At 55.6% G+C, this 14,431-nt stretch carries 10 protein-coding genes and 4 tRNA genes; all 14 read left to right on the forward strand.

Annotated features, from left to right (window positions below):
• The first annotated feature begins 223 nt into the window (after nucleotides 1-223).
• The 14 genes from birA to rpoC all read left to right on the forward strand — a co-directional run bounded on the left by birA (nucleotide 224) and on the right by rpoC (nucleotide 14,303).
• Complete coding sequence (gene birA, locus BMY73_RS19735) at nucleotides 224-1,189, forward strand: bifunctional biotin--[acetyl-CoA-carboxylase] ligase/biotin operon repressor BirA (RefSeq protein ID WP_062384452.1); 966 nt, start codon at nucleotides 224-226, stop codon at nucleotides 1,187-1,189.
• 78 nt (nucleotides 1,190-1,267) lie between these two features.
• Complete coding sequence (locus BMY73_RS19740) at nucleotides 1,268-1,705, forward strand: hypothetical protein (protein ID WP_062384453.1); 438 nt, start codon at nucleotides 1,268-1,270, stop codon at nucleotides 1,703-1,705.
• Nucleotides 1,706-1,846: 141 nt separating this feature from the next.
• Nucleotides 1,847-1,931 (forward strand) — tRNA-Tyr (locus tag BMY73_RS19745).
• Between the two features lie 27 nt (nucleotides 1,932-1,958).
• Nucleotides 1,959-2,032 (forward strand) — tRNA-Gly (locus BMY73_RS19750).
• 27 nt (nucleotides 2,033-2,059) lie between these two features.
• Nucleotides 2,060-2,135: transfer RNA gene (locus BMY73_RS19755), tRNA-Thr, on the forward strand.
• A gap of 187 nt (nucleotides 2,136-2,322) precedes the next feature.
• A tRNA-Trp gene (locus tag BMY73_RS19760) sits at nucleotides 2,323-2,398 on the forward strand.
• A gap of 45 nt (nucleotides 2,399-2,443) precedes the next feature.
• Nucleotides 2,444-2,812, forward strand: coding sequence for a preprotein translocase subunit SecE (gene secE, locus BMY73_RS19765; protein WP_037017694.1), 369 nt, complete (start codon nucleotides 2,444-2,446; stop codon nucleotides 2,810-2,812).
• A 9-nt stretch (nucleotides 2,813-2,821) separates the two neighbouring features.
• Complete coding sequence (nusG, locus tag BMY73_RS19770) at nucleotides 2,822-3,355, forward strand: transcription termination/antitermination protein NusG (RefSeq protein ID WP_002555501.1); 534 nt, start codon at nucleotides 2,822-2,824, stop codon at nucleotides 3,353-3,355.
• A gap of 122 nt (nucleotides 3,356-3,477) precedes the next feature.
• Nucleotides 3,478-3,909, forward strand: a complete 432-nt coding sequence (rplK, locus tag BMY73_RS19775) for a 50S ribosomal protein L11 (protein WP_062384456.1) — start codon at nucleotides 3,478-3,480, stop codon at nucleotides 3,907-3,909.
• Complete coding sequence (rplA, locus tag BMY73_RS19780; RefSeq protein ID WP_092409176.1) at nucleotides 3,909-4,604, forward strand: 50S ribosomal protein L1; 696 nt, start codon at nucleotides 3,909-3,911, stop codon at nucleotides 4,602-4,604. The genes rplK and rplA overlap by 1 nt, the downstream gene beginning before the upstream one ends.
• Nucleotides 4,605-4,801: 197 nt before the next feature.
• Nucleotides 4,802-5,302: a 50S ribosomal protein L10 gene (gene rplJ / locus BMY73_RS19785; RefSeq protein ID WP_062384462.1), complete on the forward strand. Its 501-nt coding sequence runs from the start codon at nucleotides 4,802-4,804 to the stop codon at nucleotides 5,300-5,302.
• A gap of 78 nt (nucleotides 5,303-5,380) precedes the next feature.
• Entirely contained in the window at nucleotides 5,381-5,746 is a 366-nt protein-coding gene (rplL, locus tag BMY73_RS19790) for a 50S ribosomal protein L7/L12 (RefSeq protein WP_027617682.1), read from the forward strand.
• 220 nt (nucleotides 5,747-5,966) lie between these two features.
• Nucleotides 5,967-10,040 (forward strand): DNA-directed RNA polymerase subunit beta, encoded by a 4,074-nt coding sequence (gene rpoB, locus BMY73_RS19795; RefSeq protein ID WP_062384465.1) that lies wholly within the window; start codon nucleotides 5,967-5,969, stop codon nucleotides 10,038-10,040.
• 63 nt (nucleotides 10,041-10,103) lie between these two features.
• A complete protein-coding gene (gene rpoC, locus BMY73_RS19800) occupies nucleotides 10,104-14,303 on the forward strand; it encodes a DNA-directed RNA polymerase subunit beta' (protein ID WP_062384467.1) in 4,200 nt (1,399 codons plus the stop codon).
• Nucleotides 14,304-14,431 lie beyond the last annotated feature (128 nt).

Raw genomic sequence — 14,431 nt, forward strand, 5'->3', positions numbered from 1 at the left:
AAACCCCATTTGCGAAAGCAGATGGGGTTTTGTTTTTGCGCGTGGAAAAAACTCATCCGGTTCTGGCTGCCGGTTTCTCTATCCTGTTGCCTGCAGGCTGCAGGACCTTGTTCTGTCGCTGTTCATTGCTTTCGGGGGCGCGCTTTAGGCGCAGCCTCTCTGAGTCCTAGGCGCCTTCTGCGACGATAGCTATTATGCATCCCTCTCAACAGGCGAAATAAGAATGCAGATGTTATTGAAGCTTCTGAAAGATGGAGAGTTTCATTCCGGCGAAGACCTGGGGGTTGTCATGGGAGTGAGCCGCAGTGCTGTCTGGAAAAAGCTTCAGCAGCTCGAGGCTGAGACGGGGCTGGAGATCCACAAGGTGCGAGGTCGTGGATATAGGCTCGCTAATCCTCTTTTCCTGTTGGATGCACAGCGGATCGAGAAGCACCAGCCGGGCTTGGATTGGGCTGTTCGTGTCTACGACAGCGTTGATTCCACTAACGCCCAGGCTATGCGTTTAATTGATGGTGGGGAGTCGTTGCCTGTACTGGTTCTTGCTGAGCGGCAAACTGCCGGCAGAGGCCGACGCGGTCGCAAGTGGGTAAGTCCGTTTGCCGAGAATCTCTATTACAGTCTGGCAATGCGTGTCGATGGGGGAATGCGTCAACTGGAGGGGTTGAGCCTTCTTGTGGGTCTAGCGGTAGTCAAAATGCTGCGAGACATGGGAGTCAACGGAGCGGGATTGAAGTGGCCTAACGACGTGCTGGTAGGGGGGCGCAAGCTGGCCGGGGTATTGCTGGAGCTGACGGGGGATCCTGCAGATGTGTGCCACGTTGTCGTAGGCATTGGTATCAACGTCAACATGCGTGCCTCCGACGAGGTGGATCAATCCTGGACGTCGATGTTGCTTGAATCCGGCGGCGTTATAGACCGCAACCAGGTGGTGGCTCATCTGAGTAAAGCGCTTGATACCTATTTGTCCGCTCATCGCAATGTTGGGTTTGGTGCTTTTCAGGCGGAGTGGGAAGCGAATCATCTTTGGCAAGGCCGGCCAGTAACGCTGCTCGCAGGTTCGAGCACGGTGGAGGGTGTGGTGGTGGGGATTGATGCGGTTGGAGCATTGCGTTTGAAAGTCGGCGATCAGGTTCAAAGCTTCAGTGGTGGCGAGCTGAGTCTTAGGCTGCGTGCTGCTCCGGAGGCGTGAGCGGCTTTACCAGAGTGGGGAGATCGTTGCGGTAGCATTAAAGCCGTAGCGTTGTGTTTGGGTTGTGATGAGGTCGTTATGCGCTGGTTTTTTTTGCTGCTGGTAATGTTGAATGGCTTTTACTACGTATGGAACCAGCAGGAAGCTCCGCTAAGGCCGAAGGAGGTAGCCCCTCTGTCACTGTTCAAGGGCGCTCAGCAGGACATCCGCCTGTTGAGTGAGTCTGGCGCCCAATCCTATGGCTCAGCTTCACGTCAGGTTGGCGACCAGTGCCTTTATCTCGGGGGTGGGGTTGCTCAAAACGAAGCGAGGACGATCGAACAGCGCCTGACGAGCCTGGATATCCGAACCCAATTCGGCAGGCGACTAGATGACATGGGCGCCATCTACTGGTTAAAAGTTGAGCCTGATAGTAGACGGCTTGTGGATGATGGTCTGTTGGGTGGGTTAAAGCAGGACTTCCCGCAGTTAAAAAGTAAAATAATGTCATGTGAAGGCATTGCAACCGCAGATTAGTTTGCATAGAATGGCGCCCGCTTCGCAGCGCAGGGCAAATTAAAATGCATGCGAAGCAAGCGTCAACGTTTGTAACCTCAAGTTTTTATTGAGAAAAAGGTTGACAGAAGGGTGGCATGATATAGAATGTCGCCTCGCTTAGGAGGGGTTCCCGAGCGGCCAAAGGGATCAGACTGTAAATCTGACGTCTACGACTTCGAAGGTTCGAATCCTTCCCCCTCCACCAAATTTTCGAGCGTAAGCAGCATGCTCGGCGGGTATAGTTTAGTGGTAGAACCTCAGCCTTCCAAGCTGATGATGCGGGTTCGATTCCCGCTACCCGCTCCAAGTTTTGTTGGTTGTGCAATGTGTTTTGCTCTTGTAGCTCAGTTGGTAGAGCACACCCTTGGTAAGGGTGAGGTCAGCGGTTCAAATCCGCTCAAGAGCTCCATTACTAAGGCAGATATGAAAGTATCTGCCTTTGTTTTAGGTGGTTGATCAGATTCGGTGTTTCGGCTAGAAGCCTGATTCTGATTGATTGCCAGCAGCATTCGATGGTGTCGGAAGGTCAGGCTTGTCGAATAGCTGTTGAAATCTTCCTGTCAGGTCAGCATAATGGTCGGCCTGATTTTGCTTTTAGGTCAGTAGCTCAATTGGCAGAGCGACGGTCTCCAAAACCGTAGGTTGGGGGTTCGATTCCCTCCTGACCTGCCAGATTCGCATAACGTGTCTGGCTTTCTTTTCACAGGATTTTAGTAGATGAATCCAAAGGCTGAAGCCCAAGACTCCCGTTTTGACCTTGTTAAGTGGCTCGTAGTAGTCCTCCTGGTCGTTGTGGGTGTTGTCGGAAATCAATACTACTCGGCGCAGCCAATCCTGTATCGCGTACTTGCTTTGCTCGTTATCGCCGCTGTCGCAGCCTACGTAGCGCTGCAGACCGGCAAGGGCAAGGCTTTCTTCGTGTTGGCCAAGGAAGCTCGCGCTGAGATTCGTAAAGTCGTATGGCCTACTCGTCAAGAAACCACCCAGACTACCCTCATTGTGGTAGCTGTGGTTCTGGTTATGGCGCTGCTGCTGTGGGGGCTAGATTCCCTGCTCGGCTGGCTTGTTTCCTTGATTGTCGGCTAAGGGTGTCCCGTGGCTAAGCGTTGGTACGTAGTGCATGCCTACTCGGGTTACGAGAAGCATGTTATGCGCTCTCTGATCGAGCGTGTAAAGCTGGCAGGCATGGAAGATGGCTTCGGCGAAATTCTGGTCCCTACCGAAGAAGTGGTAGAGATGCGAAACGGCCAGAAACGCAAAAGCGAGCGTAAATTCTTCCCTGGTTATGTGCTTGTCCAGATGGACATGAATGAGGGTACTTGGCACCTGGTCAAGGATACTCCTCGTGTCATGGGCTTCATTGGTGGGACAGCGGACAAGCCCGCTCCGATCACCGATAAAGAGGCTGAAGCTATTCTCCGTCGCGTTGCGGATGGCAGCGATAAGCCGAAGCCGAAAACGTTGTTCGAGCCGGGCGAAGTGGTTCGCGTGACCGATGGTCCTTTCGCGGACTTCAACGGTACGGTTGAAGAAGTTAACTACGAAAAGAGCCGGATCCAAGTGGCTGTGCTCATTTTCGGACGCTCTACTCCGGTGGAGCTTGAGTTCAGTCAGGTCGAAAAGGCATAGCTGAGCTAGAAATCCCATACCCCGCAGCCTTGGGCTGTGGGGTTTTGTCGTCACTGGGATAAACGCGCAAGTAACCGGGGAGCCTTTATTAGAGGCGTTTGAACCCGTAATTGGAGTGCCTCATGGCCAAGAAGATTACCGCTTACATCAAGCTTCAAGTGAAAGCCGCTCAGGCTAACCCGAGCCCACCTGTTGGTCCTGCTCTGGGGCAGCATGGCGTGAACATCATGGAATTCTGCAAGGCTTTCAACGCCCGTACTCAGGGTCTTGAGCCAGGTCTGCCGACTCCAGTGATCATCACTGTCTATAGCGACCGTAGCTTTACTTTTGAAACCAAAAGTACCCCTGCTTCGGTTCTGTTGAAGAAAGCAGCTGGCCTGACCAGCGGCTCGGCTCGTCCGAACACCGTCAAAGTTGGCACCGTTACCCGTGCTCAGCTGGAAGATATCGCGAAGGTTAAAAACGCTGATCTGACCGCTGCTGACATGGAAGCTGCCGTGCGTACCATCGCCGGTTCTGCTCGTAGCATGGGCCTTAACGTGGAGGGTGTGTAATGGCTAAGCTGACCAAACGCCAGAAGGCAATCGCTTCCAAAGTTGAAGCTGGCAAGTCTTATAGCTTCAACGACGCGGCAGCCCTGCTGACCGAACTGTCGACCGTTAAATTCAGCGAGTCCGTTGACGTTGCTGTAAACCTCGGTGTTGACCCGCGTAAATCTGACCAGGTTGTTCGTAGCGCTACTGTGCTGCCACACGGCACTGGCAAGACCGTTCGCGTTGCTGTCTTCACCCAGGGTCCAGCTGCTGAAGCTGCTCTGGCTGCCGGTGCTGATCGCGTTGGTATGGACGACCTGGCTGCCGAAATGAAAGGCGGCGACCTGAACTATGACGTAGTTATTGCCTCTCCGGACGCAATGCGTGTTGTAGGTCAGTTGGGTCAGATCCTCGGTCCACGCGGTCTGATGCCAAACCCGAAAGTCGGTACCGTTACCCCGGACGTAGCTAACGCGGTCAAGAACGCGAAAGCCGGTCAGGTTCGTTATCGCACCGACAAAAACGGCATCATCCACACTTCCGTAGGCAAAGTTGGCTTTGATGCTGACAAGCTGCGTGAGAACGTCGAAGCCCTGATCGCTGATCTGAAGCGTATCAAGCCAGCTTCCTCGAAAGGTATCTATGTCAAGCGCGTAACCCTGAGCACCACCATGGGCCCAGGTCTGGTCATCGACCAAGGTTCGTTGAGCGCGTAAGACCGGCAGGGTGCGGGTAACCGCACCTTTGCAAATATTGGGGTCCCTGCCTGGCGGGGGCTATCCAAGACCGTAGGCGGCGCAAGTCTTAAAACACAAGCCTACGCAGATGGTGCTCCCGGTTCCTTACCGAATCAGACACCAAAACGACATCAGGCTCCGGCCAGATGAAACGGTAACAAGCAGGAGTTAAACCCGTGGCAATTAAACTCGAAGACAAGAAGGCCATCGTCGCTGAAGTCAACGAGGCTGCCAAAGTCGCTCTGTCCGCTGTCGTGGCCGATGCCCGTGGCGTAACAGTAGGCGCGATGACCGGACTCCGTAAAGAGGCTCGTGAAGCTGGCGTTTACGTACGTGTTGTACGTAACACCCTGCTCAAGCGCGCTGTTGCTGACACTGAATACAGTGTCCTCAACGATGCGTTCACCGGCCCGACCTTGATCGCGTTCTCCAACGAACATCCAGGCGCTGCTGCCCGTTTGTTCAAAGAGTTCGCTAAAGGTCAGGACAAGTTCGAGATCAAGGCAGCTGCGTTCGAGGGCAAGTTCCTCGCAGCTAATCAGATCGACGTGCTGGCAACCTTGCCGACCCGTGACGAAGCAATTTCTCAGCTGATGAGCGTGATTCAAGGCGCTACCAGCAAATTGGCTCGTACTCTGGCGGCAGTTCGCGAACAGAAAGAAGCAGCTGCAGCCTAAGGCCGCACACCTCTTCTCGCGTATTTTTGTTTATTTCGAAGGCCGCATAGGCCCTCACACAATTCAGGAATTAGAGTCATGTCTATCTCTCAAGACGATATCCTCAACGCCGTAGCTGAAATGTCCGTTCTGCAGGTTGTTGAGCTGATCAAAGCTTTCGAAGAAAAATTCGGCGTTAGCGCTGCTGCTGCTTCGGCTGGTCCAGCTGCTGCTGCCGCTGTTGTTGAAGAGCAAACCGAATTCAACGTCATGCTGACCGAAGCTGGCGAGAAGAAAGTTAACGTCATTAAAGCAGTTCGTGAACTGACCGGTCTGGGCCTGAAAGAAGCCAAGGCAGTCGTTGACGGCGCTCCAGCAATGGTTCTGGAAGCAGTCGCAAAAGACGCTGCTGACAAAGCCAAAGCTGCTCTGGAAGAAGCAGGCGCTAAAGTCGAGCTGAAGTAAGCATCGACCTTGCGTCTCCAGCCCAAGCGTTAAGCGAAAGGCTGATGGCTGGTGGCTTCTGCCACCGGCCTTTTTCCGTTATTGGCGACCGATCAGGTCGGCGTCACTAACGTGCTTCAACCGCCTCGTACGGTGGCGCAAACCATGGGGTTTGCAAGATTTTCTGGTCACTCCCGTCGGGAGAGGCCAAACAAGCAGGTGACCAAGCTGGGGAACGCTGATGGCTTACTCATATACTGAGAAAAAACGTATCCGCAAGGACTTTAGCAAGTTGCCGGACGTCATGGATGTGCCTTACCTCCTGGCCATCCAGCTGGATTCGTATCGTGAATTCTTGCAAGCGGGAGCGACTAAAGATCAGTTCCGCGACGTGGGCCTGCATGCGGCCTTCAAATCCGTTTTCCCGATCATCAGCTACTCCGGCAATGCTGCTCTGGAGTACGTTGGTTATCGCCTGGGCGAACCGGCATTTGATGTCAAGGAATGCGTGCTGCGCGGTGTGACGTACGCCGTACCTTTGCGGGTAAAAGTGCGCCTGATCATTTTCGACAAAGAATCGTCGAACAAAGCGATCAAGGACATCAAAGAGCAAGAAGTCTACATGGGTGAAATCCCCCTGATGACTGAAAACGGTACCTTCGTTATCAACGGTACCGAGCGTGTCATCGTTTCCCAACTGCACCGTTCCCCGGGCGTGTTCTTCGATCACGACCGCGGCAAGACGCACAGCTCGGGCAAGCTGCTGTACTCCGCTCGCATCATTCCTTACCGTGGTTCGTGGCTGGATTTCGAGTTCGATCCAAAGGACTGTGTATTCGTCCGTATCGACCGTCGCCGCAAGCTCCCTGCATCGGTTCTGCTCCGTGCACTGGGCTACACCACTGAAGAAGTGCTGGACGCGTTCTACACCACCAACGTTTTCCACGTTCATGGGGAATCCCTGAGCCTGGAGTTGGTGCCTCAGCGCCTGCGCGGTGAAATTGCCGTTCTGGATATCCAGGACGACAAGGGCAAGGTCATCGTCGAGCAAGGCCGTCGTATTACCGCGCGCCACATCAACCAGCTTGAAAAAGCCGGCATCAAGGCGCTCGACGTTCCTCTGGACTACGTACTGGGTCGCACCACCGCCAAGGCGATCGTCCACCCGGCGACTGGCGAGATCATTGCCGAGTGCAACACCGAACTGAACACCGAGATCCTGGCGAAAATCGCCAAGGCTCAGGTTGTCCGTATCGAAACGCTGTACACCAACGACATCGATTGCGGTCCGTTCATCTCCGATACCTTGAAGATCGATTCGACTGGCAACCAGCTTGAAGCGTTGGTCGAAATCTATCGCATGATGCGTCCTGGCGAGCCGCCAACCAAGGATGCTGCCGAGACCCTGTTCAACAACCTGTTCTTCAGCCCAGAGCGTTATGATCTGTCGGCTGTTGGCCGGATGAAGTTCAACCGTCGTATCGGTCGTACCGAGATCGAAGGTTCGGGTGTTCTCTGCAAGGAAGATATCGTTGCGGTCCTCAAGACCCTCGTCGATATCCGTAACGGCAAAGGCATCGTCGACGACATCGACCACCTCGGTAACCGTCGTGTTCGTTGCGTAGGTGAGATGGCTGAGAACCAGTTCCGTGTAGGTCTGGTGCGTGTCGAGCGTGCGGTTAAAGAACGTCTCTCGATGGCGGAAAGTGAAGGCCTGATGCCTCAGGACCTGATCAACGCCAAGCCGGTCGCAGCCGCGGTCAAAGAGTTCTTCGGTTCCAGCCAGCTGTCGCAGTTCATGGACCAGAACAACCCGCTGTCTGAGATTACCCACAAGCGTCGTGTGTCCGCGCTCGGCCCTGGTGGTCTGACTCGCGAACGCGCAGGCTTCGAAGTTCGTGACGTACACCCTACGCACTACGGTCGTGTTTGCCCGATCGAAACGCCGGAAGGTCCGAACATTGGTCTGATCAACTCTCTGGCAGCCTATGCCCGCACCAACCAGTATGGCTTCCTCGAAAGCCCGTACCGCGTGGTGAAAGAAGGTCTGGTTACCGACGAGATCGTCTTCCTGTCCGCCATCGAAGAGGCCGATCACGTGATCGCCCAGGCCTCGGCGACCATGAACGACAAAGGTCATCTGATCGATGAGCTGGTAGCTGTTCGTCACCTGAACGAATTCACCGTCAAGGCGCCGGAAGACGTCACCCTGATGGACGTTTCGCCGAAGCAGGTAGTTTCGGTTGCGGCGTCGCTGATTCCGTTCCTCGAGCACGACGACGCCAACCGTGCGTTGATGGGTTCGAACATGCAGCGTCAGGCTGTACCGACTCTGCGCGCCGACAAGCCGCTGGTGGGTACCGGCATGGAGCGCAACGTTGCGCGTGACTCCGGTGTTTGCGTCGTGGCTCGTCGTGGCGGCGTCATCGACTCCGTCGACGCCAGCCGTATCGTAGTTCGCGTTGCTGATGACGAAGTTGAGCCGGGCGAAGCCGGTGTCGACATCTACAACCTGACCAAATACACCCGCTCGAACCAGAACACCTGCATCAACCAGCGTCCGCTGGTGAGCAAGGGTGATCGCGTTCAGCGCAGCGACATCATGGCTGATGGCCCGTCCACCGACATGGGTGAACTGGCTCTGGGTCAGAACATGCGTATCGCGTTCATGGCATGGAACGGCTTCAACTTCGAAGACTCCATCTGCCTGTCCGAGCGTGTTGTTCAGGAAGACCGTTTCACCACGATCCACATCCAGGAACTGACCTGCGTGGCTCGTGATACCAAGCTTGGCCCAGAGGAAATCACCGCTGACATCCCTAACGTGGGTGAAGCAGCGCTGAACAAGCTGGACGAAGCCGGTATCGTTTATGTGGGTGCTGAAGTCGGCGCCGGCGACATCCTGGTCGGTAAGGTCACTCCGAAGGGCGAGACTCAACTGACGCCAGAAGAGAAGCTGCTGCGTGCGATCTTCGGTGAGAAAGCCAGTGACGTTAAAGACACCTCCCTGCGTGTGCCAACCGGCACCAAGGGTACGGTCATCGACGTACAGGTCTTCACCCGTGACGGCGTTGAGCGTGACGCTCGTGCCCTGTCTATCGAGAAGAGCCAGCTGGACGAGATCCGCAAGGATCTGAACGAAGAGTTCCGCATCGTTGAAGGTGCAACCTTCGAACGTCTGCGTTCCGCGCTGGTCGGTCGTACGGTTGAAGGTGGTGCCGGCCTTAAGAAAGGTCAGGAAATCACCGACGAATTACTCGACGGTCTCGAGCACGGTCAGTGGTTCAAGCTGCGCATGGTTGAGGACGCGCTGAACGAGCAACTTGAAAAAGCCCAGGCTTACATCGTTGATCGTCGCCGCCTGCTGGACGACAAGTTCGAAGACAAGAAACGCAAACTGCAGCAGGGCGATGACCTGGCTCCAGGCGTGCTGAAAATCGTCAAGGTCTACCTTGCCATTCGTCGCCGCATTCAGCCGGGCGACAAAATGGCCGGTCGCCACGGTAACAAAGGTGTGGTCTCCGTGATCATGCCGGTTGAAGACATGCCACACGATGCCAATGGCACACCGGTGGATATCGTCCTCAACCCGTTGGGTGTACCTTCGCGTATGAACGTTGGTCAGATTCTCGAAACCCACCTGGGCCTCGCGGCGAAAGGTCTGGGCGAGAAGATCAACCGTATGCTCGAAGAGCAGCGTAAAGTCGTTGAGTTGCGCAAGTTCCTGAACGAGATCTACAACGAGATTGGCGGCCGTCAGGAAAACCTGGACGACCTGTCTGATCAGGAAGTTCTGGATCTGGCGAAGAACCTGCGTGGCGGCGTTCCGATGGCAACTCCGGTTTTCGACGGTGCCAAGGAAAGCGAAATCAAGGCGATGCTGCGCCTGGCGGACATGCCGGACAGTGGCCAGATGCAACTGTTCGACGGTCGTACCGGTAACAAATTCGAGCGTCCGGTAACTGTTGGCTACATGTACATGCTGAAGCTGAACCACTTGGTGGACGACAAGATGCACGCGCGTTCCACTGGTTCTTACAGCCTGGTTACCCAGCAGCCGCTGGGTGGTAAGGCGCAGTTCGGTGGTCAGCGTTTCGGGGAGATGGAGGTCTGGGCGCTGGAAGCATACGGCGCGGCATACACTCTGCAAGAAATGCTCACAGTGAAGTCGGACGATGTGAACGGTCGTACCAAGATGTACAAAAACATCGTGGACGGCGATCACCGTATGGAGCCGGGCATGCCCGAGTCTTTCAACGTGTTGATCAAAGAAATCCGTTCGCTCGGTATCGATATCGATCTGGAAACCGAATAACACGTGACGCGAATCGAGAGTGGGTCGGTATGACCACTCTCTGCTCCGCCAGGAGGAAAGGCCTTGAAAGACCTACTGAATTTGCTGAAAAACCAGGGTCAAGTCGAAGAGTTCGACGCCATCCGCATCGGACTGGCATCGCCTGAGATGATCCGTTCGTGGTCATTCGGTGAAGTTAAAAAGCCGGAAACCATCAACTACCGTACGTTCAAACCTGAGCGTGACGGTCTGTTCTGCGCCAAGATCTTTGGCCCGGTAAAGGATTACGAGTGCCTGTGCGGTAAGTACAAGCGCTTGAAGCATCGTGGCGTGATCTGCGAGAAGTGCGGCGTTGAGGTTGCACTGGCCAAGGTCCGTCGTGAGCGCATGGCTCACATCGAACTGGCGTCCCCGGTTGCCCACATCTGGTTCCTGAAATCGCTGCCGTCGCGTATCGGCTTGCTGATGGACATGACCCTGCGTGATATCGAACGAGTTCTCTACTTCGAGAGCTATGTCGTTATCGATCCAGGCATGACCACCCTTGAGAAGGGGCAGCTGCTGAACGATGAGCAGTACTTCGAAGCGCTCGAAGAGTTCGGTGATGACTTCGATGCCCGCATGGGTGCCGAGGCTGTCCGCGAACTGCTGCACGCTATCGATCTGGAGCACGAGATTGGCCGTCTGCGTGAAGAGATTCCGCAAACCAACTCCGAAACCAAGATCAAGAAGCTGTCCAAGCGCCTGAAGTTGATGGAAGCCTTCCAGGGTTCCGGCAACCTGCCTGAGTGGATGGTGTTGACCGTTCTGCCGGTTCTGCCGCCAGATCTGCGTCCACTGGTTCCACTGGACGGCGGTCGTTTCGCGACTTCTGACCTCAACGATCTGTATCGTCGAGTGATCAACCGTAACAACCGTTTGAAGCGCCTGCTTGACCTGTCCGCGCCGGACATCATCGTGCGCAACGAAAAACGTATGCTGCAGGAAGCTGTGGATGCGCTGCTCGATAACGGTCGTCGTGGTCGTGCCATCACTGGTTCCAACAAGCGTCCTCTGAAATCCCTGGCTGACATGATCAAGGGTAAGCAGGGTCGTTTCCGTCAGAACTTGCTTGGTAAGCGTGTTGACTACTCGGGTCGTTCGGTCATTACCGTAGGCCCGACCCTGCGTCTGCACCAGTGCGGTCTGCCTAAGAAGATGGCACTCGAGCTGTTCAAGCCGTTCATTTTCGGCAAGCTGGAAATGCGTGGTCTGGCGACCACCATCAAGGCTGCGAAAAAGATGGTCGAGCGCGAACTGCCGGAAGTGTGGGACGTTCTCGCAGAAGTCATCCGCGAACACCCAGTGTTGCTTAACCGTGCTCCAACCCTTCACCGTCTGGGTATCCAGGCGTTTGAACCGGTTCTGATCGAAGGTAAGGCGATCCAGCTGCACCCTCTGGTCTGCGCGGCTTACAACGCCGACTTCGACGGTGACCAAATGGCCGTTCACGTGCCGCTGACGCTGGAAGCCCAGCTGGAAGCGCGCGCGCTGATGATGTCGACCAACAACATTCTGTCGCCAGCTAACGGTGAGCCAATCATCGTTCCTTCGCAGGACGTTGTACTGGGTCTGTATTACATGACCCGTGAAGCGATCAACGCCAAAGGCGAAGGTCGTGTGTTCGCGGATCTGCAGGAAGTCGACCGCGTATTCCGCGCCGGCGAAGCTGCTCTGCACGCCAAGATCAAGGTTCGTATCAAAGAAACCGTGAACGATCGTGATGGCGGCAGCGTCACCAACACCCGTATCGTCGACACGACTGTCGGCCGTGCGTTGCTGTTCCAGGTGGTTCCGGCTGGCCTGTCGTATGACGTGGTCAACCAGCCGATGAAGAAAAAGGCTATCTCCAAGCTGATCAACCAGTGCTACCGCGTGGTTGGTTTGAAAGAGACGGTCATCTTCGCTGACCAACTGATGTACACCGGTTTTGCCTACTCGACGATCTCGGGTGTTTCCATTGGTGTTAACGACTTCGTTATCCCGGATGAGAAAGCACGCATCATCGACGCGGCGACCGAAGAAGTTAAAGAGATCGAAAGTCAGTATGCCTCCGGCCTGGTAACCCAGGGCGAGAAGTACAACAAGGTGATCGACCTCTGGTCCAAGGCCAACGACGAAGTTTCCAAGGCGATGATGTCCAACCTCTCGAAAGAGAAGGTTGTCGACCGTCACGGCGAAACCGTGGACCAAGAGTCGTTCAACTCGATGTACATGATGGCCGACTCGGGTGCGCGGGGTTCCGCAGCACAGATTCGTCAGCTGGCCGGTATGCGTGGTCTGATGGCCAAGCCGGACGGTTCGATCATCGAGACCCCGATCACCGCGAACTTCCGTGAAGGTTTGAGCGTACTCCAGTACTTCATCTCGACCCACGGTGCTCGTAAAGGTCTGGCGGATACCGCGTTGAAAACCGCGAACTCCGGTTACCTGACCCGTCGTCTGGTGGACGTGGCACAAGACCTGGTTGTGACCGAAGTGGATTGCGGCACCGAGCAGGGCCTGGTCATGACGCCGCACATTGAAGGCGGCGACGTGGTAGAGCCGTTGGGTGAGCGTGTACTGGGTCGTGTAATCGCCCGTGACGTGTTCAAGCCTGGCACCGAGGACGTTATTGTTCCGGCCGGTACTCTGGTCGACGAGAAGTGGGTCGAGTTCATCGAGCTGAACAGCATCGACGAAGTGATCGTACGCTCGCCAATCAGCTGTGAAACCCGTTATGGCATCTGCGCCAAGTGCTACGGTCGCGATCTGGCCCGTGGTCACCAGGTGAACATCGGTGAAGCTGTCGGCGTTATCGCCGCCCAGTCGATCGGTGAGCCGGGGACCCAGCTGACCATGCGTACGTTCCACATCGGTGGTGCGGCAAGCCGTACTTCCGCTGCCGACAGCGTTCAGGTGAAAAACGGCGGTATCGTCCGTCTGCACAACCTGAAACACGTAGAGCGTCTTGACGGCAACCTGGTCGCGGTATCGCGTTCCGGTGAGCTGGCGATCGCCGACGAGTTTGGTCGTGAGCGTGAGCGTTACAAGCTGCCTTACGGTGCAGTGATTTCGGTGAAGGAAGGCGACAAGGTCGACGCTGGCTCCATCGTAGCCAAGTGGGATCCGCACACTCACCCGATCGTTACCGAAATGAAAGGTACCGTGACCTACGTGGGCATGGAAGAAGGTATTACGATCAAGCGCCAGACCGACGAACTGACCGGTCTGACCAACATCGAAGTACTTGACGCCAAAGACCGTCCAGCTGCGGGCAAGGACATCCGTCCTGCCGTGAAGATGGTCGGTATCGATGGCAAGGATCTCCTGCTGCCGGGTACTGACGTGCCGGCTCAGTACTTCCTGCCTGCGAACGCCTTGGTCGGTGTTGCGGACGGCGCTCAGGTGGGCGTGGGTGATGTTATCGCCCGTATTCCACAAGAGACCTCCAAGACCCGTGACATCACCGGTGGTCTGCCACGCGTTGCCGACTTGTTCGAAGCGCGTCGTCCGAAGGAAGCGTCGATCCTGGCAGAAGTCAGCGGTACGATCGCGTTCGGTAAAGAGACCAAAGGTAAGCGTCGTCTGGTGATTACGCCGAACGATGGTAGCGATCCGTATGAAGAGCTGATTCCTAAGTGGCGTCACCTGAACGTCTTCGAAGGTGAGCAAGTGAACCGCGGTGAGGTTATCTCCGACGGTCCTAGCGATCCGCACGACATCCTGCGTCTGTTGGGTGTCAGCGCGCTGGCGAAATACATCGTCAACGAGATTCAAGACGTTTATCGCCTGCAAGGCGTGAAGATCAACGACAAGCACATCGAAACGATCCTTCGTCAGATGCTGCGCAAGGTCGAGATCTCCGAGTCGGGTGATTCGAGCTTCATCAAGGGCGACCAGATGGAGTTGACGCATGTACTGGTCGAGAACGAGCGTCTGGCACAGGAAGAGAAATTCATTTCGAAGTTCACTCGTGTGCTGCTCGGTATCACCAAGGCATCGTTGTCCACCGAATCGTTCATCTCGGCGGCCTCCTTCCAGGAGACCACTCGCGTGCTGACCGAAGCGGCTGTGACCGGCAAGCGCGATTACCTGCGCGGCCTGAAAGAAAACGTGGTTGTGGGTCGTTTGATTCCGGCCGGTACCGGTTTGGCTTATCACAGCGAGCGCAAGCGTCGTCGTGATGCTGACAAGCCGTTGCGTGTGAGTGCGAGCGAAGTTGAAGCCGCGCTGACCGAAGCGTTGAACTCAAGCAGTAATTGAGAGTAGGGCCCTGATCTCAATGTCCACCCAAAACTGACAGGTTGTTTGCTGTGAGCGGGTGGGCATTGAGGTCGGGGCTTTGCCTTGACTGGGGGCGGGATCCTCTTTAGACTCTTGTACCCCTAAAT

It is taken from the genome of Pseudomonas sp. NFACC02 (assembly GCF_900110765.1).
In the GTDB taxonomy this organism is placed as follows: domain Bacteria; phylum Pseudomonadota; class Gammaproteobacteria; order Pseudomonadales; family Pseudomonadaceae; genus Aquipseudomonas.

Bases quoted from the DNA above. Each gene is read 5' to 3' on its own strand.
- birA (WP_062384452.1), top strand. From the start codon at position 224: ATGCAGATGTTATTGAAGCTTCTGAAAGATGGAGAGTTTCATTCCGGC.
- rplL (WP_027617682.1), top strand. From the start codon at position 5,381: ATGTCTATCTCTCAAGACGATATCCTCAACGCCGTAGCTGAAATGTCC.
- rpoB (WP_062384465.1), top strand. From the start codon at position 5,967: ATGGCTTACTCATATACTGAGAAAAAACGTATCCGCAAGGACTTTAGC.
- rplA (WP_092409176.1), top strand. From the start codon at position 3,909: ATGGCTAAGCTGACCAAACGCCAGAAGGCAATCGCTTCCAAAGTTGAA.
- rplK (WP_062384456.1), top strand. From the start codon at position 3,478: ATGGCCAAGAAGATTACCGCTTACATCAAGCTTCAAGTGAAAGCCGCT.
- secE (WP_037017694.1), top strand. From the start codon at position 2,444: ATGAATCCAAAGGCTGAAGCCCAAGACTCCCGTTTTGACCTTGTTAAG.
- BMY73_RS19740 (WP_062384453.1), top strand. From the start codon at position 1,268: ATGCGCTGGTTTTTTTTGCTGCTGGTAATGTTGAATGGCTTTTACTAC.